We start from the raw sequence: 26,797 nt of genomic DNA on the forward strand, positions 1-26,797 counted from the left end.
ATGCGGAAGGGATTCCGCAAAGAGTTTGGCCCGGAAAGGATTCCGGGCCGAGCGGATTCATTTGGAGGCGCATGCCCACGCAAAGCCGTGGGCATGGCACCCGGCGGAAAGGATTTGGGGTCGAGCGGTTTGGAGGTGTGGTCGGACATGAGTCAAAACGGCGCGCAGAACACGCCCTACCGTGGTGCGGCAGGTCGGCGCCCTGCTTTGTCGATGCGACTTGGCGGGGCTCTGACCTGCCCTACCTGCTTGCCTGGGGGCAAGGATGGGCCGACGGGGGCGTCGGCCCTACCCCCCGCAGCCTACGCATGGCCGTGGGCATGGCAGGCGGCAGAGGATACGGGTAAGCGGTCAGGCTTCTGCAAAAACATGCGCGCAAAATGCGCACCAGTCGCGACGATAGAAACTGAAGTCTCCAGCCTGAAGCCTGAAGTCCCGCCGGATAGCGCGCTGGTCTCCAAGCGAAGGTCGATGTGGGGTTGTCACTCCGAAGCATTTGTAGCGAAGGTGGGCACATCCGCGGAGCCCGCAATGCGCCACAAGCTGCACGACCGGGTGGAACCGAGAGCGCACGTCGGGCATCGTGTTGCTTGGCCTGGCTGGAAGCGTTGGTTAGTATGGGCGTCGGCTGGAAGCAAGCCGCCCACAGGGGATAGAGGAAGGACCGACGGTATACCAATCGGAATAGAAAGGGCCCGACCATGGACCTGGGCATGGACATGTGGAAGTACTACGGCATCACTCACACTGACCACACGGTCATGAACCCCTTGAGCCTGGAAAAGACCCGGGAGCTCGTGGGTCTCTTGCGGCTGCCGAACGGCGGGCACATCTTGGACGTGGCCTGCGGCAAAGCAGAGTTTCTCTGCCTCGTCGCCGAGGCGTACGAGGTGAAGGCTACGGGCATCGAGCTTTCCCCCTACACCATCAAGGCGGCCCGCAAAAATGTGGAAACGCGGGGCCTGGCCGACCGCATCGAGTTGCTCCACACGGACGGCGGCAATTATGAGCCGAATGCGCCAGAGAGTCTGGACCTGGCTTCCTGCATCGGTGCCTCCTGGGTGTACGAGAATCACAGGGGCACGTTGCAGGCCCTGACGAAGATGACTCGGTCCGGCGGCCTGGTGCTCGTGGGCGAGCCGTTCTGGATGACCGATCCCGACCCGGAATACCTGAAGCTCACGGGCGTTGATCCCAACCTGTGGGGTTCCCATGCCGGGAACGCGGCCATTGGTGAGGATGTGGGCCTTGCTCTGCTCTATACTCTGGTAGCCAACCCGGACGATTGGGACCGCTACGAGGGGCTCCAATGGCGGGCTGCGGAGCGATATGCGGTCGACCATCCAGAGGATCCCGACGTGGAGGCTCTGCTCCGCAGCACCCGCAGGAGTCGCGACGCCTATCTCCGCTGGGGCCGGAACTGCCTGGGCTGGGCTATGTACCTCTTTCAGAAGCCCTGAAAACAGCAGCTTCTTTCAACCGGTCGAATAATCAACCTGCACGTTCTCGTCCGCCTGCCGCGAGCAACGGCCCGAACTCTCTGGCTGTCTCGTAAACAGCGGTCGCCCAGTCAACAGCCCGTCCGTCCCGGACCCCACCGCCGATTCGAACTCGCGCGGGGAAAGTGAGAGAAGGACGAAGAGCACCAGTCCCGCCGGACAGCGAGCCGGTCGCCAAGCGAAGGTTGTTGCGGGCTTGCCCGCCGCAGCTCCTTGGGCGAAGGCGGGCGTTTCCCCAAGGAGCGTGCCCATGCATACGAGCGACCTGTCCGCAGCAGCCTTGACGGAGGCGAACGTTCCGCCGGCCGCCGACGAGCGGGTCCGCGAAGCTTGCCTGCCGAAGGACGGGCGCAGATGAGTCGCCGCCATCTTTGCCTGCGGCCTCCTGCGGCTGCGCAGGCGTCCGCAACTCGCGACCACATCCGACATGTCCGGCCGGACGTGCTCGTTTTTGTCCGATTCCGTTTGCCCCCAATCCTTCTACACGTCGCATGCTGTGGGATGGGCTGTTGATCGCGTTGGAATCCGGGCTGCGAGCGGGAAATGGGCCGAAGTCGAAAAATGCCGCCCCCGTTCAGTGAGAAGTACGTCATCACGCTGGTGCCGAAGGGAGAGCGCGTGAAAACGAATTCGCCAATGGGGCATTGTGAAAAGGGACTGTCGCGACAGCGAGTTGTACTCCCTCATCGGCTCGTCGCTTCGCCTTCATCTTTGTTTTTCCTCAACTTCGCCATCGCTTCTTGAGCTGGGCATCGATGTGACTGCGGCCGCCAGGCGGGAGCTCGTCGTCGACGAATCCCGGTGGGCTGTCTGAGCGTTTCTCGAGCAGCGCCAGGGCTTTCTTGGGGAGGAACCGCGTGAGCTGAGCGATGCTGTGGGCATCGCCGGCGGGGTACCTCGTGCGGTAATAGCGGAGCGGGAAGTAGATGTAGAGCCAGTCCTTGGCGCGGGTAAGGGCAACGTAAAACAGGCGTCGTTCCTCGTCGATCTGCGATTCGTCTCTTGTGGCCATGTCCGACGGGATCATTCCGTCGGCGGCGTGGATGATATGGACCGACGTCCACTCGCATCCCTTGGCCGAGTGCATCGTGCTGAGGATCAAGTAGTCGTCATCCAGGCACGGTGGCCCGGCCAGATCGGCCGTCGAGTTCGGCGGGTCGAGCGTCAGGTCGGCTACGAACCGCCGTCGCGAGCGGAAGCGCCCGGCGATTTGTTCGAGCTGTTCGATGTCCCGGATCCGGATCTGCCAGTTGTCGTAGATGGTTTTGAAGATCGGCTCATAGTACTCTCTGAGCCGCTGGATCTGGACCGCCAGTGTCGGGGCGCTGCCGGTGGCGACGATGCTCTGGGCCTCGTCGGATTCTTCGTCGACATTCACGACGCCATAGCAGGCCTTTAATGCCTCGCGCAGGTCGGCGATCGACTTTTTCGAGTCCGGCGGCACCTTGAGATTGTATGACCAGAAACGGCTTAATGGCGAGCCCATTTCGCCGGACGCTTCCTGCTCATCTCCCTGGGCGGGCGACTGTCGCCGGACACCCAACTGCTGCATCACCCGCCGCGCCGACTGCGGCCCCATGCCTCGCATCATGCACAGAATGCGGAACCAACTTATTTCGTCGTGAGGGTTCTCCAGCACCCGAAGGAAAGCCAGCATGTCCTTGATGTGGGCCGACTCGATGAATTTCAGGCCGCCGAACTTGCGGAACGGGATCCGCCGCTGCATCAATTCGACTTCCAGGGCGTCGCTGTGGTGGCCCGCGCGAAACAGGACGGCCTGCTGCCGCAGCGGAACGCCCTGTTCGAGGTGTTCGAGGATCCGCTCGCAGACCAACCGGGACTGCTCGTCTTCATCCATGCAGTAATACAGCACCGGCCGTCGCTCGGCCGTTCGGGTTGACCATAAGTTCTTGGTGTAGCGCTCCCTGGCCGGTTCCATCACCGCGTTGGACAGATCGAGGATGGGTTGGATGCTGCGGTAGTTCTGCTCCAGTGCGATGATCCGCGTCCCGGGGAATCGCTGCGGGAAATCGAGGATGTTGCGGATCGTGGCCGCCCGAAAAGAATAGATCGACTGGGCATCATCGCCGACCACGCAAATATTGTTGTTCCGCCGCCGCATGCCGACCAGGATGTCGGCCTGCACGACATTGGTGTCCTGGTACTCGTCGACGAGGATGTGGTCGAATCGTCCGGCGACCCTTTCGCCGACGCCCGGCACGTCACACATCAGTTTCCAGTGCAGGAGCAGGTCGTCGTAGTCCATCAGGTTGTTGGCTCGCTTGCGGTCGACGTAGAGATCGAAGATCGCGATCAGCTCTTTCTCGAACTCGCGGCACCAGGGGAAATGCAGATCCAGGACGTCGACCAGTTTGTCCTGAGAGTTGACCGTCCGCGAGTAGATGGCGACGATCGTGTTCTTGTTGGGAAACCGCTTTTTCTCCTTGGCGGCGCCGAGTTCGTTGCGGATGAGGCTCATCATGTCGGCGGCGTCGCCCTGGTCCATGACGGTAAAACCGTCAGGCAGGCCGAGAGCGCGGCCGTAGATTCGCAGCAGGCGGTTGGACACGGCGTGGAAAGTCCCGCCCCACACGCGGCTCGAGACCTTCAGGCCCGTCTGTTGGTCGGCCCGGGAGATCATCTCCAAGGCCGCTCGGCGGGTGAACGTCAGCAGCAAGATCCGCTCCGGCGAAACGCCGCGATGCAAAAGCTCGGCCACGCGGCTGGCCAGCGTTCGCGTCTTGCCCGTACCCGCGCCGGCGATGATCAGCAGCGGGCCGTCGCCATGCTTGACGGCTTCTCGCTGCTGCTCGTTCAGACCTTCCAGCCACGGTTCGGACATAACGCCCCCTGAAACGTTCCCACCGATGAGCATCGGCTCCGCTATGGATCTGTACAGCGTACCGAACTCGGCGCGAAATGAGTAGTCGATTGACCGCAAGACACCAAACCGGCCAATTCTCGGCAGATGTCTTTCACGTCAGCAGGGCCTTATGATTTAATTGCCTGCGAGGTGAGTCATGACCTACCGAGGCAAGGTGAAGGACGGCGTGGTGGTCCTGGATGGAGATGTGAAGCTGCCCGATGGTGCCACCGTGGAAGTCAGTCTGCCGGAGCGGTCCGCCAATGAGGAGGCTCCCACCCTGCTTGAGCGGCTCGGGCCGGTGATCGGGAAAGCCAAAGGGCTGCCGCCCGACGCGTCACAGAACATCGATCGCGACCTGTACGGGCAGGGTAAGCGATGAATCCACGGTTTGCCGACACGGCATTCTATGTCGCTCTGGTCAACCCGCATGACGAGTTGCACGTCGCCGCGATAGAATTGGCCCGCGACTTTCGCGGAACCATTACCACAACCGAGTATGTGCTCGTGGAGCTTGGCAATCGGCTTGCGAGGTCGGGGGACAAAGAAGTCTTCATCGAACTTGTCGGGCAACTGCAAGCGGATGCTCGCACGATCGTCGTCCCCGGAGACCCATCGCTGTTCCGGAGAGGTCTGGACTTGTTCGCGGATCGACTGGACAAGGAACGGTCTCTCACCGACTGCACTTCATTCGTGGTGATGAGCGAACAGGGGATTACCGACGCACTGACGGGCGATCACCACTTCGAGCAGGCGGGTTTTGTGGCCTTGCTCAGGTGACCTTGCCGCACGGAGGCGCACGAGCGTCGGCCGGCAGGCACCCTGACGATCCAGGCAGCAGTTCGATGCCTCTTCCCGCCAGACACGATCGAGTCCATAATCTGCGATCCGGTGAGCCCATCTGCGGTTCCGCAGTCGGCGTCTGAGAACAAGAAGACACTGCGGATCCCAGGCGTGACGAGGAGGCATTCTGTCTGATGATTCAACGATGTGTGCGAATCACCCCTGCACTTCTGTCAGCTACAGCGTCTGCCTTCTTGGCGACAACCGGCACGAGCGGAGCCGCGTCACCCGAGCCGGCCGCCGCAGCGAACACCGCCCGCTGGATCTGGTCCGACCCGGCCGATCCGGCACCGAAGAACCGGTTCACCTGGTTTCGCAAGGTCGTTGAACTGAACGACATGCCCGCCGATGCGACACTCCACCTGGCGGCCGACAGCAATGCGCGGGTGTGGATCAACGGGCAGATCGTCCGCCGCAAGGTGGCCCGCTACCATGAGGACCGCATCACCACCGAGCGGATCAACGCCGGGCCGTATCTGCGGCCGGGGCCGAATGTCATTCTCGTCCTGCATCACAACTGGGGCGACATCATCACCTTCCAGCGGACCGGCAACAAGCACGCGGGTCTGTATGTCTCCAGTACATGGGTCAACAGCGACGCTTCGTGGAAATGTCTCAAGGCCGCGGAGTACATGGAACATGAGAAACAGATCCCCGGCGTGATTGGCGACAAGCGAATCCGTTATCCGGTGATCGCCGACGGCAGCAAGGTGATCGCCGGCAACCTGCACGACCCGATGTTTGACGACGGCACATGGAAACCGGCGGTGGTCATTGAGAACGGTCCCTGGCCGGCCAGGCCGAGCAACGTCGAAACACCCGGCCAGCGAGAGTATCCGGTACGGCCTGCCAAAATCCTGGCCGCGGGCACGGCTGAGCGGACGATGCTGATCTCGGATGATCCGGCTTCCATGGCCGCAGGGATTCGCACCTCGAAATGCCGCCCCGAGACAGAGTTGACGGGCATTGCGGGCGACCTGATCAGCGGAAAGCCGATAACCATTAGCGGCCAAGCGGGCGAAACAAAGTACATCACGTTCGATTTCCATCAGCCGATACACGGTTACCCGTTCATCGGTCTGAAAGACGCTCCGGCCGGTGTGAAGATCGATCTGGGCTACTGCGAACTGTCTCGCTCGCTGTGCACCGGTAAGCTGCACGTCGACGAGACCGGCTGGATCAACCCGGAAGGCGTCGTCGGACCGGGATACGCGGACCGCTATATCACCCGGGCTGGTACGCAGTCGTTCGAGTTCCCCGATGAGCGGACCGCCCGCTGGCTCTCGCTGCACATACACTTCGCAGCCGACGGCCAAGTGATCCTCAGCGATGTCGGCATCACCAAGTCGCAGTATCCGATCACTCCTGTGGGCAGCTTCCAGTGCGGCAACGAGCTGATGCACCAGATCGTCAAGCTGTGTCTCATCCACGCTGAGGTGACCATGTCGGACACCTACGTGGACACACCCGGCCGTGAGGACGGCCAGTGGATCGAAGACAACCGCCCGCGGGCCATCCTCGCTGCCCGCTGGTTCGGCGACAACCGACTGAGGCGTTTCATGATCCGCACCTTTGCCCAAGGCCAGGGCAAGGACGGCCAGTTCCACCCCTTCGCCCCGAGCAACTACCCTGCGTATCCGGCGACATACGACTGGGGCGTTGAATGGACCGCCGCTCTGTATGACGACTACATGTGGACCGGCCAGACCGATCTGGTCAGAGAATACTGGGACACGCTCCGACGGTTCTGGGACAATTGCCTCACGCACGTCGGTGATGACGGCCTGTGGCGCACACCACACATATTCGCCGATATTCGCAACAGCTTGCGTCCGGCCAATGACAAGCAGTCCAGCGGTATTGTCACCCCGTGGATCATCCAGCGACTCGGATGGTCGGTCGAAATGGCCGAGGCCGTCGGCAAGACCGAGCAGGCCGCAAAGTGGCGCGAAACCCGAGAGAAAATGATCGTCGCGTTCGGGAAGTACCACATCGTACCGCCCAAGGGCGACGTCCCTCCTCACGTCGGCGACCGGGTGGACCCGGCCGACCCGAATCTCGATCGAGGCTACTGCCAGGCTGGACAGACGATCGCCATCATCGCCGGGTTGCTCGATTACTCGGAGGCCATCGCGGACTTGAACTATGCCTTTCAGGATCCCGATGGCTCGCCCGGCCCGGGGGTGAAGAGGTGGAATAACCCCACCTATGGTTACCGTTCGCTGCGGGCGCTGTCGGACACCGGCTTCACGCAACGAGCAGTCAACCACGTCATCGAACGCTATGCGCCCTACCTGCCCGGTCATCCGCGAAACCAAGTGCCGCCGGTCCTGCAAGGTCCCTACGGCGGTCCGCTGCCCGAGTATTGGATCAGTCGGGAAGATCTCGGTCTCAAGGACGGTGAGAAGAACCCCACGCAACCCGACGATGAGACCGGCTCGCACGGCTGGGGCGCGCTGCCGCTGCTGTGGTTGCACGAGTCGTTGCTCGGCGTCCGCATTGTTTCACCGGGCGGCAACAAGATCCGCATCACCCCCGAAGACGGCGGATTGCCCTTTGTCGCGGGCCATACCTGCACGCCCAAGGGCGTCGTCTGGGTCTATTGGGACCCCCAGCAGTGGCGGCTGGAGGTGAGTATTCCGGCTGACGTGGAAGCCGATCTGGTGCTGCCGAAGCAGTGCCGGGGCAAGCGAATCGCGATCGCAGAATCTGCCGGGCCTGTGGAGCCGGCGGGTGAAGAACGATACACGCTGAGTGCTGCTGGTCGATGCGTGTTGATCGCCAGATAGCCGCGGAGCGTCTCGTGTTCGGTGGCAGCCCTTATCTTTGTGCCACTGCTCTGTGAGCAGTGCTGAGAGGACGTCGGACACTGCTCACAGAGCAGTGACACACAGCGGCGTCTGCCCACTCCATCGGCCGCCGCAGTTTGACGGATGCACCCAGACAACGGCCAGACACGTTCACAGCCTCGACGCCATTATCGCGTAGCCTTAACGTGCCCGCTGGCCCCAGATTCCCATCTGGGGCCTCTTATGAGAGGATTCTCATCCTCATTCTCGCCGGATGCGGAACAGATTCCGCGAAGAGACACGGCCCGGAACGGATTCCGGGCCGAGCGGTCACAACCTCGACGACGCTGCCGGGCGGCCGTATCATGCCCCTCGTAACGTCGGAGAGCGGCGATGCCGGTTCGTTTCGTGGTTGGTCGATCGGGGAGCGGCAAGACGTGGCGGTGCCTGGAGGCCGTTCGGGCGCGGCTGCGCGAAGACCCCGTCGGCGGCAGCAAGCTGCTTCTGCTGGTACCCGAGCAGGCCAGCTTCCAGATGGAGCGGGCGTTGATCGAGACGCCGGACATCCACGGGTTCATCCGTTGCGAGGTCCTGAGTTTCCAGCGGCTGGCCTATCGCATCTTTGCCGAAACAGGCGCCGACCCGCGGCGGGCAGACGAGACCATCGGCCCGCTCGGCCGGATGATGGCCATTCGCCGGCTGATTCGTCGCGAGAAGAACAACCTGAGGCTGCTCGGCCGGGTGGCCGACAAGCCCGGGCTGGTTCGACAGGTGTCATCCGCCCTTGATGAGCTGATGCGGGCCGATCTTGAGCCGGCGACGCTGGCCGAGCTTGCTGAGCGATACGAGGGTGCCAACCCGTTGGCGGCCGCGAAGCTGGCCGACCTGACCCGCCTCTACCGGGCCTATCTCGATTACCTGGAGGATGGCCGGCTGGATCCGGCGCAGTACCTGCACTTGGCTGCCGAACGGCTCGACGCCTGCACGTGGCTCAACGGTGCGGAGGTCTGGGTCGACGGCTTCGCAGGGTTCACTCAGCAAGAGTACGTCCTTCTGGTCAAGCTGGCCCAGCGGGCCGCGTTCATGGAGATCGCCTTGCTCGTCGATCCGCGGGCTTCCGCCATTGAAGCGATCGAACTGCCGAAGACGACGTTCTCACTTTTCGCCCGCACCGAACGAACGCTGGTTCGACTGCGCAGGGACCTGACGACCGCCGGTGTCCCCATCGCCGAACCGGTTCGACTGGACCCGTGGCCACCGCCGCGATTCGTCGCCCCCGAACTGGCTGCGCTCGAAAAGCATCTCTTCCGCACCGGCTCTCCGGAGGACACCGGCGCAGCGCCGACGGCCATCAGCCTGCTGGAGTTTCCCGATCGCCGCTGTGAGGTCGATGCCGCAGTTGCTGAGATCCGCCGTCTCACGCAACTGCCCGATGCTCCGCTGCGATACCGGGACATCGCGGTCGTGGTGCGCGACTTGACCGAGTACCACGATCTTCTCTCGGCATCGCTTCGAGCGGCCGGCGTTCCGTTCTTCATCGACCGGCGACAACCAACGACCAACCACCCGCTGATCGAGCTGGTTCGCGGGCTGCTGTCCGTCGCGTCGGACGATTGCCGGCTCGAATCCGTGAGGTTGACTCTCAAGACCGGCCTGTTGCCGATCGGCGACGACGATGCCGATACGCTGGAGAACTATTTGCTGGCTCACGGGATTGCCGGCCGGGACGCATGGCGGGAACCCTGGACCTTCACCCGGATGTTCAGGCGCCGCGGCCGGAAAGCAGGACTCAGCGATGCGCAGAAGAGCATCCTGAATCGCGTCAACCAGACTCGACAGGCATGGCTCGACGCAGTTGGTCCCTGGCTCGAAACCGCCGCGGCCCCGGAAGGGCATCGGGGCCGCACGTGGGCGTCGTCGCTGTTTGCCTGCCTGGAACGAATCGGCGCGGGCGGTCACCTGGAACGTTGGGCACGCGACGCGGAATTGGATGGCCGCAGCGATGAAGCCGACCACCACCGTCAGGTCTGGGTGGATTTCGTCCGGTTCCTTGATGAGTTTGTAATGGCACTGGGCGGCGACAGGATGAGTATCAACGAATTCCGCGAGACGGTCGAGGCCGGCCTGGCCGAGTTCGATCTGGGGTTAGCCCCGCCCACCCTCGACCAGGTGCTGGTCGGAGCCATCGAACGAAGCCGGCATCCGCCGGTCCGTGCGGTCTTGCTGCTGGGTTTCGACGAGCAGCATTTCCCGATGCGGCGCACCGAGGATCCGCTTCTGGGCGATCTCGAACGCGACGATCTCGACCGGGCAGGCATGGAGATAGGCCCGTCGCGTCAGCGACAGTTGCTTGATGAGCGAATGCTCGCCTATATCGCCATGACTCGCGCCGGCGAGCGACTCTGGATCAGCTATCCGCGCGCCGCCGGCGATGGCACACCCGTTGAGCCGTCGGCGTATCTTCCGGACTTGCTCGCGGCAGTGCCGGGATTGCGGCCTCAACGATGCGACGACCCGCGATTGACCCGCACCCTCGCAGGCATCAGCCGAGTGCCCGAGCTGGCGGAGCGTCTGGCGCAGGAATTGCGTTGGCGTCCCAGGGCGCCAGACGAGGTTGACCCCGCAGCCAGAGCACGATGGAACGCGATTTACGAGGCCGCAAGACAGCACGTTACGTGGCAGCACACGCTGAGAATGTGCCTGTCGGGTCTGGCGTATCGCAATCAGGCAAAGCTTGAACCGGGCCTCATGGAGCAGGCGGTGCCCTGGCCGTTCGCCGCCAGCGTCAGCCGTCTGGAGAGATTTGCGGCATGCCCCTTCGCGCACTTTGCCGAGCACACACTGGCCCTCGAACAGCGCATGGAGGCTGACCTCGGCACGCTCGATCTGGGCAATATTTCCCACGCGGTCCTGGAGATGTTCATTGCGGAGCTGGCCAGGGAGGGCCGTCGCCTTGGTGACCTTGATGATGACGAGGTCATTGATCGCATCGATCGTACCGCGGCCGAACTGGCACCCAAGTTGGGGGGCGACATGATGCTGGCGGAGGCCCGCAACGCCTATCTCTTCGATCGCAGCAGGAATCATCTGCACCGCGTGACCCAGTGGCAGCGCGACGCAGCCAGGTCCGGCCGTTATTATCCCGTCCGTACTGAGCGGGAATTCGGCTATCGGGAGAACGAGAAAGTGGTTATCACCACGCCCCGAGGCCGGCGCGTGGAGCTTCACGGCATCATCGACCGGGTGGACGTCGTCGAGCTGGCCGACTGTTATGGCGCGGTGGTCATCGACTACAAGACCGTCAGCGAGCGCAGGCTGAAGATGGCGGAGGTCTATCATGGATTGACCCTGCAGCTTGTCGGATACCTGCTGGCGCTGCAACAGGCCGGTGAGTCGCTCACCGGTAGAAAAGTCCGGCCGGTGGCGGCGTTCTACTTGCCGCTGTTGCAGGGCTTCGAGACGGTATCTCATCCTTCGAAGGCGACTTCCCCGACGGAGGCTTACCGTTTCCGCGGGATTCTCGACCTGACGGCACTCGATGGGCTGGACACGTCAGCCGCAAGCGATCGCAAGTCACGATACATGAGCGCTGGTCTCACCAAGGACGGCAAGCCACACCAGAACAGCGATCTGGCAAGCCCGAAGGAGTTCGAGGCAATCATGGCTCACGTCAGCCGCAAGATGGGAGAGCTGGCGGATTCGTTGCTCGATGGCAACGTCGAGGTGAAGCCCTATCGGCTCAACAAAACCTCGCCGTGCAAATGGTGCCCCTACATGGCCGTGTGTCGATACGAAGCGGACTGGCAACCGCCCAACACCCTGGCCCCTCTGGGCAGGCGCGCAGACATACTCAAGCGATTGACGGAGGAGCATCCCGATGCCTGACGCAGCACCCCGCGATCGCTACGCCCACCTCACGGAAAGACAAAGAGAGGCGATCCAGACCACTGGCCGGAGCTTGCTGGTCTCGGCCGCGGCCGGAGCAGGCAAGACCACCGTACTGGCGGAGCGATGCGCTTACCTGATTTGCGATTTGCCCAAAGCCGACCGTTGCGGCATTGACGAGTTGCTGGTAGTCACGTTTACTGATGCAGCGGCGGGGGAGATGCGTACCCGCATCCGAAAGGCCATTCGCCAGCGCCGGCAGGAATCATCACATGACCCCTGGCTGGACCAGCAGATTCACCTTTTGGAGACTGCGAGCATTTCGACGATTCACTCGTTCTGCAAAACGGTAATTCAGCAGTGGTTCCCGCAGGCCGGCGTCGATCCGCAAGCGGCGGTCCTGGCCGAGGATGAGGCTGATTTACTCCGACATGAGACAATCGATGCTTTATTCGTCGAGCTTTACGGTCGCAACGACGAATATGGGCGAGATTTCCAGTCGCTGGTCGATGACTATGGGTCCGGCGACGACGCCAGAATCGCCGAGGCTCTACTGGCAATCCACGCTTTCATCGCCAGTCTGCCCGAACCACAGGCCTGGCTCGACCGCGCCGTGCAGGTTCTCGAACCCGGCGCGCCGCAAAGCCTCGCAGACCGGATCGATGAGATTCAGCACCGGCGGCTGATCCGCGAACTGGAGCTTCACGTCCGGCAAGCCCGTGAGAGCGCGAGAGTCATCGACTCGCTGTACCCCGTTGCTTCCATGCACGCCGACGCCCTGCGTGAGTACGTTTCGCAGTGTGAGGCGTGGCTCGACCGCCTGAACGCCGGGAGTCAGGACGCCTGGGGGGAGATTGCCCGCGAAGTTGCGGGACACACGATCGCCACCGAAAGACGTCCGAGCAGGCTCCCCGAAGCGCAGGTCGCTCAGTTCGACGCGGCCAAGAAAATCGTCGAATGGCACAGGGACCTGCTGGAGAAACGCCTCCAAGACGGCATCTGCTCGTTTTCCAAGAACGAATACATCGAGGGTTTGCAGCGGATTTTGCCGTACGTGCGGACCATCGTGCGACTGGTCAAGGATTTCGGCGACCGATACCAACAAGCCAAAGCCGTCCAGGCCGCCGTCGATTTCAACGACCTTCAACGTCAAGCCTATTGGCTGCTCAGCCGGGATGGCGACCCCAACAGGCCTTCGGAGGTTGCTCTTCAACTTCAGAAGCGGTATCGGCATGTCCTGGTGGATGAGTTTCAGGACGTCGATCCGCTGCAGGAGGCGATCCTGCGGCTGGTCAGCCGTGAAACCGCCGAACCGCCTGAGGGCAACCTGTTCGCGGTGGGCGATGTCAAGCAGAGCATCTACCGCTTCCGATTGGCCGAGCCGGCGTTGTTCACCCGCCGGGCGGATGCATTCTCCTCCGAGTCAACCATTGGCAGGCTGATTCCTCTGGGCGACAACTTCCGGAGTCGCGAAGGCATCATTGACGCGGTCAACCTTGTGTTTGCTCCGCTGATGAGCCGCTCGTTCGGAGGAAGCGACTACGACGAGACCGCCCGTCTGCGTGCCGGTGCCTGCTATCCGCCGAGCGAAGGGCTGCGGGTGTTCGACGGGCCGGCCGTCGAACTGCATCTGCTCGAGCCGGTCAGAGGTATGGCTCAGGCAGTCGATGCGGGCGACGAAGGAACCGGCGATCCCGGCGCGACGCAAGGTGATTCGCAGCAGGATGAACTGGCCGGCATTGAACGGGAGGCTTTCCTGATCGGCCGGCGAATCCGGGATTGGATGGGATCAAGCGGCGCACGGATGAACGTTGCCGACCGGCCCGCCACGCCCGGAGGACCGCCCGTTCTGCGACCCATCGAATATCGCGACATCGTCATTCTGCTTCGCTCGATGCCGCACAAGGCTGAGCCGATCGCCAACATCCTCCGCCGGATGGGGATTCCCGTGTTGATCGGGCGAGGGGAAAGCCCGGCCGACTCGACGGAGTTCCGTGACGTTCTCAGTCTGCTGCGCGTGCTCGATAACAGGCAGCAGGACATTCCGCTGGCGGCAGTGCTGAGATCGCCGCTCGTCGGCCGGCCGTTGACTGAGACGCAGATGCTTCGCGTCAGGCTGCACGACGGCGAGGTTCCGTTTCACCGGGCGGTCATGCGGTATGCTGAGAACGGGCCTGATGAGGAGTTGCGATATCGGCTTTCCGTGATCCTGGCGACACTCGATCGCTGGCGGACGCGCATTCGCCGCCTGCCCGTTGCGGAGGTTCTGTGGGACATTCTTGAGGAGACGCACTATCCGGCGTTTGTTGCCGGTCTTCCGGACGGTGCTCGGCGCCGCGAACGGCTCATCCAGATTCACAATCTGGCGCGAGACTTCGGTCAGTTCCGCAGACAGGGACTTCGGCGATTTCTTCGATTCATGGATGAACTGATCGCGGCCGATCGGTCGCCGCAACCAGCCGCGGGCTCCGGCGAAGATGATAATGCGGTCCGAATCATGACCGTCCACACCAGCAAGGGGCTCGAGTTCCCCGTGGTTATCGTGGCGGACCTGTCCAAGTCGTTCAACCTGTCTGATGTCAAGGAAAGCGTTCTGGTCCATCGCAATCTGGGAATCGCTCTTCGAGCCGCGGACCCCGAGAGGCGGATCCACTACCCGACGTTGATTCACCAGTTGGCCGTTGAAGACGACCGCAGAGAGAGCCTGTCGGAGGAGCTTCGTGTCCTGTACGTCGCCGTCACACGTGCCCGCGAGCATCTGGTTCTGGTCGGCCGCATTCAACCGGAACGGCTGGCCGTGTTCCGCATGCCGCGAGAACCATCCGCAGAGAAGCTGCCTCGCCTGCAACTCGAAGTGGCGAACCAACCCCTCACTTGGTTGCTGGCGGCGATCGGGGCGGCACCGGCCGACAATGTCCGATGGCCCGAGGACGCCGGGGCATCCGGCTCCATCCTGATTGAGGTCCATCAGTATCCCAGGGCCGAGACCGATCATTGGCGGACGCCGCCCGCAGTCGCGCCCGAGCGGCTCGACGCTCTGGCCAACTGTGCCCGGCTTGGTCCTTTGCCGGGCGATGAGCCTGTCCAGGGATCTGATGAAGCCCCGCGACTGATCGCCTCTCTGGATGCGCCGTATCCAGCCCTCGAACTCACGACCTTGCCAGCAAGGGTTGCTGTGACTGAACTGAAACGCCGATGGGACGCTTGGAGCGATCCCGACCTGCGACCAGGCAAGCCGCCGGTAGCCGGACCTGCACCGGCCGTCCCGGTCTTCATCGAGCCGTTGCCTGTTGCCCAAGCCGTCAATCGCGGAATGGCGACTCACCGTTTCTGCCAACTCATCGACTTGGCCAGACCCTGTGATGCCGCCGATCTCGCTGCGCAGCACCGCTTCTTGAGGGAGGCCGGACGCCTCAGTGAGGCCGAGGCCTCAGCGGTGTTGCTCGATGACGTCGCGTGGTTCTTCTCCACGGCTCTTGGTCATCACATCCGCAAGCATGCTGGGAGGGTGCGACGGGAAATCGCCTTTGTGTCGCGGATCATACCTGATCGTTACGAGCCCATGGTTACCGCTCGCGATTCCCGAGACGTGATTCTGGTCAGGGGTACGGTCGACGTGCTGTTGTGCCACGAGGATCACCTGGAAATCGTGGACTACAAGACCGATGCGATCCCACATGAAGAATGCACAGAGCGGTCCAGACTCTATCAGGAACAGCTTGACAACTATGCAAAGGCCTTGCATGGTATTTTCCAGCGTCCAGTAGTTGGCCGATGGCTGGTATTCCTGCAAGGCCGGTGCGTCGTTGCCCTCGCTGCTCCAACAGCCTGATCTGCTGCCGACCTCACGGCTTTCACATTTGCCCGTTTCTCGTCGTGCCGAACTGGCGGTCTGGCTCAACGACGAGCCGCTGGTGCTGCCGGCGGCGGCATTGGCGGCCGGCATATGGCTTGATGCCGTCTGGCCGGTGCCAGGCTGGTTGTCGATGTTACTGTTCCTGGCGGCAGGTGGCTTGCTCTTGATAGCTCGCCGCCGTCCGTGGTTCGTATACGCCGTTCTGCCTCTGGCGGCGCTATCGACCGGAGCAGCGGTGCATGATCTTCATTTTCGGCGGCAGCCGACGAATCACGTTGCTCACTACTGCGCGCGCGAGTCACTTCGGGTTCGGATGACCGGAACCGTGTTGGCGCCGCCGCAGATTCGCTCGGCCGGTACCGGTCGGATCACCTGGTTCAAGGAACTGCCGCGTACGTGTCTGCTGGTGGAAGCGGAACATCTCGAGCGCCGCTCCGGGCCGCTGACCGTGTGTGGGATGATCGCCGTTCACGTTCGCCAGCCTGTTCTCCATATCACGGCCGGAGATCGCGTCGAGATCATCGGCACTCTCTATCAACCGCCGCCGCCCGACAATCCGGGCGAAAAAGACTGGCGATTGATATTGCGACGCAAAGGCATCCTCGCGGAGATGTCATGCGAGCGGGACGCGGACCTTGTGGTAAAGGGCGTCTCAGATCCGGGCCGTCGATGGATCGCAGGTCTCAGGCGTCGCCTGAAGGCCGCCATGATCGATCAGGCGATGCCCGGCGATATGCCGGGGGCCAAGATGCTGGCCGCCCTGGTGCTTGGACAGCGCAGCGCCGTGGATGACAGGCTCAACCAGGCCTTTGTCAACACCGGAACGGTCCACTATCTCAGCGTGAGCGGGGCACACGTTGCCATGCTGGCGTCGGTCGTGTGGATGATCGGGACGGTGGCCGGGGTGTCACGCAGGTCCTGTGCGCTCTGGGCCATGATGCTGATCATCGGCTATGCTCTCTTGACCGAGCCCGAGCCGCCCGTCGTGCGATCGGCCCTGATGGGAACCCTGTTGTGCATCTCGGTCCTGATGCGCCGGCCGGTTCGATCGGCCAACTGGCTTGCCCTGTCCGCGATCATCCTCCTCATCATTGCGCCCTTGCAGTTGTTCGACCCGGCTTTTCAACTTTCGTACCTGACGGTGCCGGCGTTGATGTTCGTCGGGCCTCGTCTGCATAGCGTTTCAACGCTCGCAGTGCGACGGATGCTCGGCCGCGAGGATCCTCTGCTTTCGCCGGCGATCCAGAAGAAGCTCAACCCGCCGTCGCCACCGAAGATGATATTGGACTGGTTGCTGACCGCTCTCGGGTGGTCGTTGGCCATCAGCGTTTCTGCGTGGGCGGTTGGCACGGTCCTGGGCGTTTATCATTTCCGGCAGATCGCCGCGTGGGGCTGGCTGAACACGATTCTGATCATTCCGCTGGTTTGGCTGGTGCTGGTGCTGGGCCTGCTGAAAACGCTGGTGTCGACAATCGTCCCTTCGTACGGGGGGCTGGTCGGTAGACCGCTGGCCTGGCTCAGCGACCGGCTGGTCGATGTGGTTGACCGACTGCAGATACTCCCTGGATCGGGCACAATCATGCCCACGATTCCTCTCTGGTTGACCGCGGTGACTCTGGGGCTGATCGGACTGTGGACCGTCCAGCCCTGGCTGCGCTTGCGGAGACGGTGGCTGATCCTATCGGCGACGGCCGTGCTGGTCGCCTGGGTCTGGCATCTCTTGCCTCAGTCGCGGCAAGGCACGCTCACGCTGACCTTTCCCTCCATCACCAACGGCAATTGTTGCCTCATTGCGCTCCCGAACGGCCAAACGTGGATGTACGACGTCGGCTCGCTGGCCGGCTATGACATTCAGCGATGGGTGGTCGGGCCGTTGCTGGCGGACAAGCGGGTTTTCTCGATCGACGCGCTTATGCTGAGTCACGCCAATCTCGACCATTTCAGCGGCGTACCGGATCTGATAGACCATCACAACGTCCGGAGGCTGTTGGTATCACCTCTGTTTTTCGACTTCAGCACTCCGGGTGATGCGACTGATCGTTTGCTCGCCGATCTGCGCAGGCAAAGAATACCTATGACCTTGATCGGACGCGGTTCGACCCTGCCTGATACAGGCGACGTGACCGTGGAGGTGCTGTGGCCTCCTTTGGGCGGCGGTCTGCCCATCAGAAACGCCAATGACAGCTCACTCGTTGTGCGGATCGGTTACGCCGGTTATCGGATTCTGCTATGCGGCGACGTCATGGAGCAGGCTCAAAGCCATCTGATCCGGCAGGGCGGTCTGGCCGCCGATGTGCTGGTTCTTCCTCATCACGGCAGCACCACGAGTGATCCCCGCCCGTTCATCCTGGCGGTCAATCCCCGATACTGTCTTCGTTGCGGCGGCCCGCGCAATAGCGACGTATCCAGTCGCCTGGCGGATGTGCTTGCCGATCGTGTCTATCTTGATTGCCAGATCGATGGAGCCATCGAGATCGAGGTTGGAAAATCGGGCCTTTCGGTCAAACCCTGGCGCAGCTCGAAGATGAGCCAATAGGTGACGTCGTGGGGTTCTTGTTATCGGCTGCCGGACGTTATTGGGTCGCAAGGTACTTACCGGACGCGGTCCGCAAGTTGCCCCGTTTGCCTGCCTGTCCAATGAATCGTATCTTGACTCTCGTGCAGATGTGTGGGTTAAAGGGGGGCACGTGATGTCGGTAAAGAACCTCCAGCCGGAACACGGATCCCTGGAATTCGTGTTCGAGAAGATAGAACCGCTCGCGCAATCGGAACCGCCGGCGACCAAGCAGGAGCGCCGGAGAGCTCCCCGGCGCAAGCTTCACGTTCCTGTGTGGGTTCGCGTGGTGATCGGCAACCACCTCAGTCCGGCACAGGCCCGACAGTTGATCGACATTTCAGCGAGCGGGCTGGGCATCGTCTCCAAAGCCAGCTACGAGCCTGGTCAGGTGATGATGATCGAGCTGTGCATCAACAACATCACCTGGTCCGGCTTGATGAAGGTCGTGCATTGCAGTGAGACGGCCGGCGGCTATAAGGTCGGGTTGACCACAATCACCGCCCACGTGGGTGATGCTCAACATCAGGGGCAGCTTGTCGGCCGGCGGCCCAGCGACGCAGCCACTCTCAAACAGCTTCAGGAAGAGATTCCCAAAGCGATGCGGGCATATCGGCAGGCCCGGGCCTCCTGGGGGCTGCTTGGGACTCCGATCCAGAGGAACATCATGCGGGTTATCGCCAACCTGGAGCCTCTCGAGGAGGATCGTCCGAAGGACACCGAGCGCAAACACCGCCGCCTGCAAATGAAAGGCGACGTCCACTTGGTCGTGCCCACCTACTACGGCGGAAAGTGGCTGCGGGCCCAGATCATCGACATCAGCGAAGGCGGGGCGGGACTTTTGCTTCCTTTCAATCTGACGCCCGACGACATCGAGCGCGAATTGGCGGGTCATTTCAGGATCGCTCCCGGGGTACCAGTGATTGTCGGCATCGGCACCTCACCCAATATCGTCTGGTTGCCGGCCGAGATCACGCGCTGCGAAAAGCCGGAAAACGGAACCACGAGAATCGGTGTTGCGTTCAATACCCCCGCCTCACGAGAGGCCTTCGGCGCGTAAGAGCGTCGGGGGCGTACAGATCGTACGCGCCACCTGCGCGGCGTCGCCACAGGGGCCGTACATGACGCGGCGCGCGTTCCGCAACCATGTCTTGGCATAATGGCAGCGAGATTCAATGATTCGCAGCGGCTGAGCTGTGTGTTTCGTTTGCCACAAGGCACCCAGGGCTGGACGCCCATCCGTCAGTCGGTTTTATCGAGGACTGATGCAATCAGGTCGATATAATCGTGACGGCCACGGACGCTGGACCTTCCTGATGGAGATTTGCGGTGCTTTTCACGCAGTTGCACAAGCAAAAACCCCTGGTCATTTCTTTCGAGCTGTTTCCGCCCAAAACCGCCGAGGCCGAGGCCAGGCTTTTCGAGCAGACGATACCGGAGATGCTCGAACTGGAACCGGGCTTTCTGACTTGCACTTACGGGGCCGGCGGGAGCACTCGCGAAGAAACCATGCGGATGGTCACCCGCATTCGCCAGCAATTCGGCATCGAGATTGCAAGCCACCTTACCTGTATCGGGGCTTCGCGTGAAAGCATCGCCGCTTACCTCGCCAGGATGCGGGAGAACGACATCAACAACGTGTTGGCCCTTCGCGGTGACCCGCCGTTGAATGACCCCAATTACCGCCCGGCCCGGGAGGGTTTTCGGCTGGCCATCAACCTGGTTCGCTACATCAAGGGCGTTGGCGGGTTCGACATTTTCGTGGCCGGCTATCCGGAGGGGCATCCCGAGTGCCCGGACAAATACCTCGATTGGCGGCGCTGCGCCGAGAAGGTCGAGGCCGGAGCCGACGGGATCATTACCCAGCTATTCTACGACAACAACGACTTTTTTGAGTTCGACGATTATCTCAGAAACAAGCTCGGCGTCACCGTACCGATTGTGCCCGGCATCTTGCCGATCCTGAGCACCAATCAGATCAGGCGGTTCTGCGGGCTATGCGGGGCAAAGCTACCGCCGCAGGTTTCGGCTCAACTCGACAGATTGGCCGACGATAATGAGGCTTGCCGCCGGTACGGAATCGATCTGGCCACGCAGATGTGCGACGAATTGATCCGCCACGGCGTTCCGGGGATTCACTTCTACACCCTCAATCGTGCCGCCTCCACGCGTGCGGTGATGCAGAACCTCGGGCTGGTGGCACAGAAACAACCGATCGAAGGTCGCGAGAGCCGGTGACGGCCGGGTTGAGAAAACCCAAGAGAATCGCCGGCGCATTCAGACCGCCGCACCGGATGCGGCAGCCCGCCCATGATCCGGTTTGGGACCACCTTCGATGTTCCCGGTCACCGGCCAGTCATGGGCGTCGCCTGGCGGGCTTTGAGCTGGGCGATCGCCTCGGCGAGTTGCTCCTTGTCCCGCCAGTTCACAACGCCGCTCAGCAGAAGGACGTGCCCTCCGGGCTTTCTTTTGTGGTTGTCCGGCGGCTCGTAGACCAGGACGGCGTTCGGATCATCCGTGATGCGATAGCCTTGCACGTACACGTAGTCGCCTCCGCGGCGTTTCTTCCCGGCGTTGGGGCAGGTGATCTGGTCGGGCCGCAGCGTGCCGCCGTTGGCGCGAAGGAGTTGCCTGAGCGAGCGGGGAAAGTTGCCCTGGTTCGCATTGGCATAGCTGATGCAAGCCTGGCCGATGGCCCGGAGGTTCTCGGCGCATTGCTTCCGGTCGCCCGGCGTTCCGGAGGAGAGGTGCATCAAAACGCTGACGACCGCGACGCAGGCCAAGGCCAGCACAGCCCCTCCAACCAGCAGCATCCGCCGTCGACTTTTTCTGCGAGCGACCATGCCAGCCTCTGGTTACTGCCTTCTCAGTTCGCGCAATTCGGATCGGCCGGGGTGCCCGGGCCTCTGAGGCATCGTTGAAAGACGGCGAAGTCCGGCTGATCGACGTCGTTGTCGTCGTCAAAGTCGGCCATCTGGCACAGCGGCAAGCCATTGTGAATGATGCCCGGCCCGGAGGCGCACGTGGCAAACAGGTCGAAATCGTCAGCGTCCACGTCGCAGTCTTGGTCAAGGTCGGGCGCGACCTTGGCGACCAGGGTCAGGACCGCCTCGTCAGAGGTCGCCGTTCCGCAGCCGGCCGTGACCACGCACCGGTAGCCGGCCTCGTCACCGGCGTCCGCGTCGGAGATTATCAGGGTCGCCGTCGTCGTGCCGGAGTAATGTCCACCGTCATTCAGGTTGACGCCATCCTTTTGCCATCGATAGGATATCGCACCATCGCCGGTTGCCGCAACGGCGAATTCAACGGTGAGGCCCATGCACGTGTTCCTGGCGGTTGGTTGCTGGGTGATCGTTGTGGACGGCCTGACGGTGAGGACCGCGGCGTTTGAGATCGCGCTGGCGCAACCCGCCGACACCACGCAGCGATAGCCGGCCGCGTCACCGGCGTCCGCCCCGGAAATGCTCAGCGTCGGAGTTGTTGCGCCGGAATAATGCCCGCCGTCGCTCAGGTCTGCCCCGTTCTTTTGCCACTGATAGTTCAGCGTGCCCAAGCCGGAGGCGGCAACGGCGAACGCCGCATCAGCACCCGCACAGACAATCTGCGGCGTTGGATGCTGGGTGATGGTCGGCGGTTGGCCCGGCACGCCGAGCAGCGCCACCCACGCCCGAACGAGACCGTTATACGTTCCATTGCCCGCTATTACCTTGCCGTCGCCGGAGATGCCCTTGACGTCGGTTAGCGTCCAGCCGTTCAGGTCTAGACCGTACCGCGTAGTCAACCAGGTCGCCAGATCTCGCGTACCGTTGGTCGCGTCCCAGATGATGGCGTGTTTGGACCCTGGAATGGCCAATGTTTGGGCATATCCGGCAGCAACCGATCCGTCACTGTTGAGCGCCTGCACCTCGCCGTAATCATTTGTTCCGATGAACGGGACCGCAAACGGCACGGTGGGGTTGGCGATCGTCCAGATGGTTCCCTGTCTTGAAAAGCTGGCGGATTGGCTCCAGCCGCCGGCTTTGGTGCCGTCCCGCGAGATGGTATTTGCGACACCCTCGTTGCTCGTGCTGGGCGAGCCGATGAGCGGCCAAAGAGCGGTCAGCGTCGCGCCGCCCATCGCCTGACGCGAACCGCTTGGCGAGACGTTGCCGAATTGGTATCGACCGGCATAACTGCCGATATCCGAGATCCCGTAGATGTAGGCGTCCTTGTTACCGTTGGGCGGCAGGGCGAGCGCCGTCGTGCTGTTGGTGCTTTCCTTGTAGCGGACCGCCTGCCTGGTGCCGGTGGTGGATCCGGAGTTGCCCCCAACCCAGACGTTGCCCGGCGAGCCGTCCTGGGCCGACGTGCACAGGGGTGTCCAAGCCGCTGTGCCCCCCACAAGCGGCAACGCGGTCCAGGCTCCGCTCCCGGCCGTGTTGCCGTCCCACCGCGAGGCATTACCGGCGTTGAGCCCGCCGACGACCACGTTGCCGTTCTTGGTGGCGACGCCCGCCGTCGATGTTCCAGTTCCAAGACCCACGACACCGTGGGCGACGGACCAGATGAACCCGCCGTTTGAGTTGTTACCTGCCACGACGGTGCCATCGGCGCTGACGCCGGTAATGGTACTGTCTGTGCCGCCCACGCCGACAAGGGCGACAATGGCATCGATCATCAGCGGCGCCTGATTGGAGTTGGTAGTGCCGGCCGCGTTGGTCACCAGGCACCGATAGCTGCCGACGTCGCTGCTGTCGGCGTTCGAAATGGTCAACGTCGGCGTGGTCGAGCCGGAGTAATGACCGCCGTCGGACAGGTTGACGTCGTTCTTCTGCCATCGGTAAGTCAGCGTACCCTGGCCGGATGCCTCGATGGTAAAGACGGCCGTCCCACCGGTGCAGACGTTTTGGGGGATCGGCTGCTGCGTGATTGTCGGCTGGCCGGTGAGGGTCAGTAAGGCTTCGTCGGACGTCGCCGTGCCGTAAGAATTGCTCACCACGCAACGGTAGCTCGCCACGTCGTTGATATCGGCGCTCGATACGGTCAGCGTCGTCGTGGTAACGCCTGAGTAGTGCCCGCCGTTGGATAGGTTGACGCCGTTCTTCTGCCACCGGTAGGAAAGCGGTTGGTCGCCCGAGGCGACCACTGTGAACGCTGCCGTTCCGCCGACGGGAACCGTTTGCGGCACTGGCTGAACGGTGATCGTTGGGGCGATTCCTCCCCCGATGAGCAGGTTCTCGGCGACCCAGCCGACGGTGCTGCCGCCGAAATTCACCTTCCACCAGTAGTAGCCCTTGGCCTGCACGCCGTTCAGCGAGTGCGGGGCGATCTGACCCTGCGTGCCTCCGGCCACGGTGGCCAGAATGCCGTAGTTGGTGCCCGGTCCGAGCCGAACGTTCGAGCTGGTGTTCGTGGTCACCAGTTGGGCGACGGAGAAGGTCGTGGATTGGACCTTAGGCTGCACAACGACCATCGTCAGGCCGTTAGCGACGGCTCGCGGTGAACCGTCGGAAGGCACATTCTTCACCTGTCCGTTTACCCACATCGTCGATGAGCCGCCGCCGTCCTGGTTGGTGGCCCACTGGGCGCCGAGATTGCTGACCAGCCAGTTGCCCAGTTCCGGATAGGTCATGCCCACGCTCTGGGCGGAGCGTCCGTCGCAGACGACGAAGTAGATGTAGTTATCATTAAATGCCACAGACGTGCGAGGGTTGCGGATCCAGGCGCCGCTGTTGCTTGCCCAGTCGTCGACGGGCACGATGCCGTTCTTCACCACATACGCGAAGCACCCGACCGAGGCGTAAGCCTTCGTCCAATCAGACGGGCCTGTCGGCACCTGCCCACTTGTGCCGTAGTCGTGGATCTCAAACTGGAACCTGATCTGTTCACCTGCGACGCAGTTGCTCTGAAGAACGGTCGCATAGGATCCTGTGCCGGAGAGCACGATGTGGTCAAAGGGAATCGGTGTTGATCCGGCATTCGGGCGGATCTGTTTGATCGTCCCGTAAACGTAGTTCGGCCCGCCCACGGGCAGGCAGACGAGCGGCCGCGTCATCTCGATCAGCACTTCGGTGCCGGAGTTGTCGGTGTAGGTATGCTCGGCAAACTGCGGGGTATAGACGATCAGTTCGTTGTCACCGGCCCGAACCTTGTTGACGCTGGTCGGAACCGCATTGCCGCCGTTGGCGAAGAAGATGAACTGATAATAGAAGCCGGGGACGTTCCCGTTTCGGACGTTCCCGCCGAGGAAGCAGGTTCGATCCAGCTTGTAGCAGAAGCCGCTGCCCCCGGAATACTCAGGCCACCTCCAGGCCTGCCAGCCCGAGATGATCTGACCGTTGGTCGGTCCTGGAGAGGAGGTGTACCCATCTCCGTTGATCGCCACCACCACGTCCGATCGTTGCCCCCACGATTCGCCCCAGTAGTTGATGGTGTCGTCATAGCGGGTCGCCATGCCCGGCACGGTTTCGCGGCCGGTACGCAGTTGCCCCATCGCAATGGTGCTGTCAATGATGCAGCTTTGATTACTCCGGTCCATCCGGGCCACAAACAGTTTGTTCGGTTTCCCGTCGGACATGGTGATCGAGTACTCCCGATAGTCGATACCGGGAGCCACGGAGCTCCACTGCCCGAAGACACTCGTCACCAAGAACCAAGAACAGAAAAGGGCCGTTGGGTAGGAGAGATGCTGCTTCATATCACCGACTCCAAGACTCGGATCCGGGATTCGCTGGCGACCCACTGCCACTTGTGGGAACCATCGGCTTTTAGTCTACAGTGATGCAGCTATTTGGTCAACAAAAACCCGTCCGTGTGCGTAAGGGATCTATCGGCCTGCCGAGTCAAGCGCGGTTGGCCCGCGCGTATGCGGGTTGGGGGCCTGCTGGACCGAGATTCCCATCTCGGTCCTCGGTTGGCCCGCGCGTATGCGGGTTGGGGTCGGCCGATCGAGATTCTGGCCTGGATTGACTGAAGGAGTCTTACCGTCAAAGAGTTATGACAAGTCAGCCCTAGCCTTGCGCGGGCGGTTCCTGGGGGCGGCTCTGTGAAGGATGCTTATCGGCCCTCGGCAGGCTCAGATGCCTTTCTGGCTCGCTCGATCAGCTCGACGATGGAGGTCAGTTTGGGCTTAGGGGGTGCCAGAAACGCCTCGATTTGCTCGTCCGTGTAGTGTTGCTTGAGGTACGAGATGACGTCGAAACTCCCCCGCCAGCAATCAACGATCAAGCGGCAGGGCCGGCCCTCCGGGAGCATCCGGCAGTAGCCGAATCGGATCTCATGCCCCAGGAGGCGGCAACGACGTTCCAGATGGTCGGGCGAATGGTCGTTCGGCTCGGGCATTTTTCGGCCCCTTCCATCGTAACTGATGCGCATTATGCGCGCATGTTTCCGGAGCACAGCGCGTTTCAGTTGCGGCCGGCAAAAAGGCGCTCCGTCCCGGCCACTCCCCCCAAAGCAGGGGACCGGGGTCTCGCAACCAGCCCGATCAGTGCCGGTCCCGTTACCTCGGTCCCCGGTCGCATGTTCCTGATTTCCAACGGCCGCCGGGCCCGCTTGCCTACCACTTCCCGGACTTCATTACCTTGGGCTTGGGAAGGTCCTTGATGGCCGCCAGAGACCTCTGCATTTCATCTTCGGGCAGCGGGAAGTCCTCAAGCTGGCCACGGAAGTATTTGTCGTAGCCGAGCAGGTCCATCAACCCGTGGCCGCTCCAGTTCATGAGGATCACCTTTTCCTTGCCCTCTTCCTTGGCCTTCCTGGCCTCGTCGATCGCGCAGGCGATCGCATGGCTGGTCTCAGGAGCTGAGATGAATCCTTCCGTACGAGCCCATAGTACGGCGGCTTCATAGCACTCGAGTTGATGGTAGGCTCGTGGTGTGATCAGTCCTTCGATAATCGCCTGACTGACCAGCGGGGCGATACCGTGGTACCGCAGTCCGCCGGCATGGATCGAGGGGGGAACGAAAGTGTGCCCCAACGTGTGCATGGGCAACAACGGGGTCATGCGCGCCGTGTCGCCATGATCATAGGCGTACGGTCCGCGCGTCATCGTCGGACAACTCGACGGCTCGACCGGGATGACCTCGATGTTCGCACCGGCGATCTTGTCGCAGACGAATGGAAACGCAATGCCCGCGAAATTGCTTCCACCGCCGGCACAGGCGATCACGGTATCGACCTTCTTCTCTCCAATCTTGGCAAGCTGCTTCTTGGCCTCCAGACCGATGATGGTCTGATGCAGCATGACGTGGTTGAGCACGCTGCCCAGCGAGTAGCGGGTCTTCCCGCTGGGATCGGTGACCGCGGCTTCGATCGCTTCGCTGATGGCGATGCCCAGACTGCCCGGGCAATTCGGGTCTTGGGCGAGGATGTCGCGCCCGGCCTTGGTTTCGTTGCTGGGGCTGGCCACACATTTGCCCCCCCACGTTTCCATCATCAGCCGGCGGAACGGTTTCTGCTCAAAGCTGACCTTGACCATGTATACCTTGCATTCGAGTCCCAGAAGGCTGCAGGCAAAGGCCAAAGCGG

At 62.3% G+C, this 26,797-nt stretch carries 14 protein-coding genes; 9 read left to right on the forward strand and 5 right to left on the reverse strand.

The window, feature by feature from the left end; all coding sequences use genetic code 11:
- Positions 1-701: 701 nt before the first annotated feature.
- Complete coding sequence (locus tag PLL20_15270; protein ID HPD31352.1) at positions 702-1,460, forward strand: class I SAM-dependent methyltransferase; 759 nt, start codon at positions 702-704, stop codon at positions 1,458-1,460.
- Between the two features lie 760 nt (positions 1,461-2,220).
- Here PLL20_15270 and PLL20_15275 read toward each other — a convergent pair.
- Positions 2,221-4,341: an ATP-dependent helicase gene (locus PLL20_15275; GenBank protein ID HPD31353.1), complete on the reverse strand. Its 2,121-nt coding sequence runs from the start codon at positions 4,339-4,341 to the stop codon at positions 2,221-2,223.
- Positions 4,342-4,519: 178 nt separating this feature from the next.
- On the opposite strand from PLL20_15275, the gene PLL20_15280 reads away from it, so the two are divergent.
- The 8 genes from PLL20_15280 to metF all read left to right on the forward strand — a co-directional run bounded on the left by PLL20_15280 (position 4,520) and on the right by metF (position 20,527).
- Complete coding sequence (locus tag PLL20_15280; protein HPD31354.1) at positions 4,520-4,744, forward strand: hypothetical protein; 225 nt, start codon at positions 4,520-4,522, stop codon at positions 4,742-4,744.
- Entirely contained in the window at positions 4,741-5,142 is a 402-nt protein-coding gene (locus PLL20_15285; GenBank protein ID HPD31355.1) for a PIN domain-containing protein, read from the forward strand. The genes PLL20_15280 and PLL20_15285 overlap by 4 nt, the downstream gene beginning before the upstream one ends.
- A 197-nt stretch (positions 5,143-5,339) precedes the next feature.
- Positions 5,340-7,994: an alpha-L-rhamnosidase C-terminal domain-containing protein gene (locus PLL20_15290; GenBank protein HPD31356.1), complete on the forward strand. Its 2,655-nt coding sequence runs from the start codon at positions 5,340-5,342 to the stop codon at positions 7,992-7,994.
- Positions 7,995-8,387: 393 nt separating this feature from the next.
- Entirely contained in the window at positions 8,388-11,879 is a 3,492-nt protein-coding gene (locus tag PLL20_15295) for a PD-(D/E)XK nuclease family protein (GenBank protein ID HPD31357.1), read from the forward strand.
- Positions 11,872-15,711, forward strand: coding sequence for a helicase-exonuclease AddAB subunit AddA (gene addA / locus PLL20_15300; GenBank protein ID HPD31358.1), 3,840 nt, complete (start codon positions 11,872-11,874; stop codon positions 15,709-15,711). Before PLL20_15295 ends, addA begins: the two co-directional genes overlap by 8 nt.
- The gene (locus PLL20_15305) at positions 15,647-18,271 is read left to right on the forward strand and encodes a ComEC/Rec2 family competence protein (GenBank protein HPD31359.1); all 2,625 of its coding nucleotides are present in this window, start codon (positions 15,647-15,649) and stop codon (positions 18,269-18,271) included. Before addA ends, PLL20_15305 begins: the two co-directional genes overlap by 65 nt.
- A gap of 154 nt (positions 18,272-18,425) precedes the next feature.
- The gene (locus PLL20_15310; protein ID HPD31360.1) at positions 18,426-19,349 is read left to right on the forward strand and encodes a PilZ domain-containing protein; all 924 of its coding nucleotides are present in this window, start codon (positions 18,426-18,428) and stop codon (positions 19,347-19,349) included.
- Positions 19,350-19,618: 269 nt separating this feature from the next.
- Positions 19,619-20,527, forward strand: a complete 909-nt coding sequence (gene metF, locus PLL20_15315) for a methylenetetrahydrofolate reductase [NAD(P)H] (GenBank protein HPD31361.1) — start codon at positions 19,619-19,621, stop codon at positions 20,525-20,527.
- Positions 20,528-20,634: 107 nt separating this feature from the next.
- Here metF and PLL20_15320 read toward each other — a convergent pair whose 3' ends face one another.
- The 4 genes from PLL20_15320 to PLL20_15335 all read right to left on the reverse strand — a co-directional run.
- Positions 20,635-21,132, reverse strand: coding sequence for a hypothetical protein (locus PLL20_15320; protein HPD31362.1), 498 nt, complete (start codon positions 21,130-21,132; stop codon positions 20,635-20,637).
- 23 nt (positions 21,133-21,155) lie between these two features.
- Complete coding sequence (locus PLL20_15325; GenBank protein ID HPD31363.1) at positions 21,156-24,965, reverse strand: immunoglobulin domain-containing protein; 3,810 nt, start codon at positions 24,963-24,965, stop codon at positions 21,156-21,158.
- Positions 24,966-25,324: 359 nt separating this feature from the next.
- Positions 25,325-25,609: a hypothetical protein gene (locus PLL20_15330; GenBank protein HPD31364.1), complete on the reverse strand. Its 285-nt coding sequence runs from the start codon at positions 25,607-25,609 to the stop codon at positions 25,325-25,327.
- 217 nt (positions 25,610-25,826) lie between these two features.
- A partial coding sequence (locus PLL20_15335) for a TrpB-like pyridoxal phosphate-dependent enzyme (protein HPD31365.1) occupies positions 25,827-26,797 on the reverse strand: 971 nt, incomplete at its 5' end.

Source organism: Phycisphaerae bacterium, assembly GCA_035384605.1.
In the GTDB taxonomy this organism is placed as follows: Bacteria; Planctomycetota; Phycisphaerae; order UBA1845; family PWPN01; genus JAUCQB01.

Excerpts from the sequence above, each read along its gene's own strand:
- PLL20_15270 (HPD31352.1), top strand. The coding sequence starts at position 702 with ATGGACCTGGGCATGGACATGTGGAAGTACTACGGCATCACTCACACT.
- PLL20_15325 (HPD31363.1), bottom strand. The coding sequence starts at position 24,965 with ATGAAGCAGCATCTCTCCTACCCAACGGCCCTTTTCTGTTCTTGGTTC.
- PLL20_15290 (HPD31356.1), top strand. The coding sequence starts at position 5,340 with ATGATTCAACGATGTGTGCGAATCACCCCTGCACTTCTGTCAGCTACA.
- PLL20_15280 (HPD31354.1), top strand. The coding sequence starts at position 4,520 with ATGACCTACCGAGGCAAGGTGAAGGACGGCGTGGTGGTCCTGGATGGA.
- PLL20_15275 (HPD31353.1), bottom strand. The coding sequence starts at position 4,341 with ATGTCCGAACCGTGGCTGGAAGGTCTGAACGAGCAGCAGCGAGAAGCC.
- PLL20_15330 (HPD31364.1), bottom strand. The coding sequence starts at position 25,609 with ATGCCCGAGCCGAACGACCATTCGCCCGACCATCTGGAACGTCGTTGC.
- PLL20_15285 (HPD31355.1), top strand. The coding sequence starts at position 4,741 with ATGAATCCACGGTTTGCCGACACGGCATTCTATGTCGCTCTGGTCAAC.
- PLL20_15320 (HPD31362.1), bottom strand. The coding sequence starts at position 21,132 with ATGGTCGCTCGCAGAAAAAGTCGACGGCGGATGCTGCTGGTTGGAGGG.
- PLL20_15295 (HPD31357.1), top strand. The coding sequence starts at position 8,388 with ATGCCGGTTCGTTTCGTGGTTGGTCGATCGGGGAGCGGCAAGACGTGG.
- PLL20_15310 (HPD31360.1), top strand. The coding sequence starts at position 18,426 with ATGTCGGTAAAGAACCTCCAGCCGGAACACGGATCCCTGGAATTCGTG.
- addA (HPD31358.1), top strand. The coding sequence starts at position 11,872 with ATGCCTGACGCAGCACCCCGCGATCGCTACGCCCACCTCACGGAAAGA.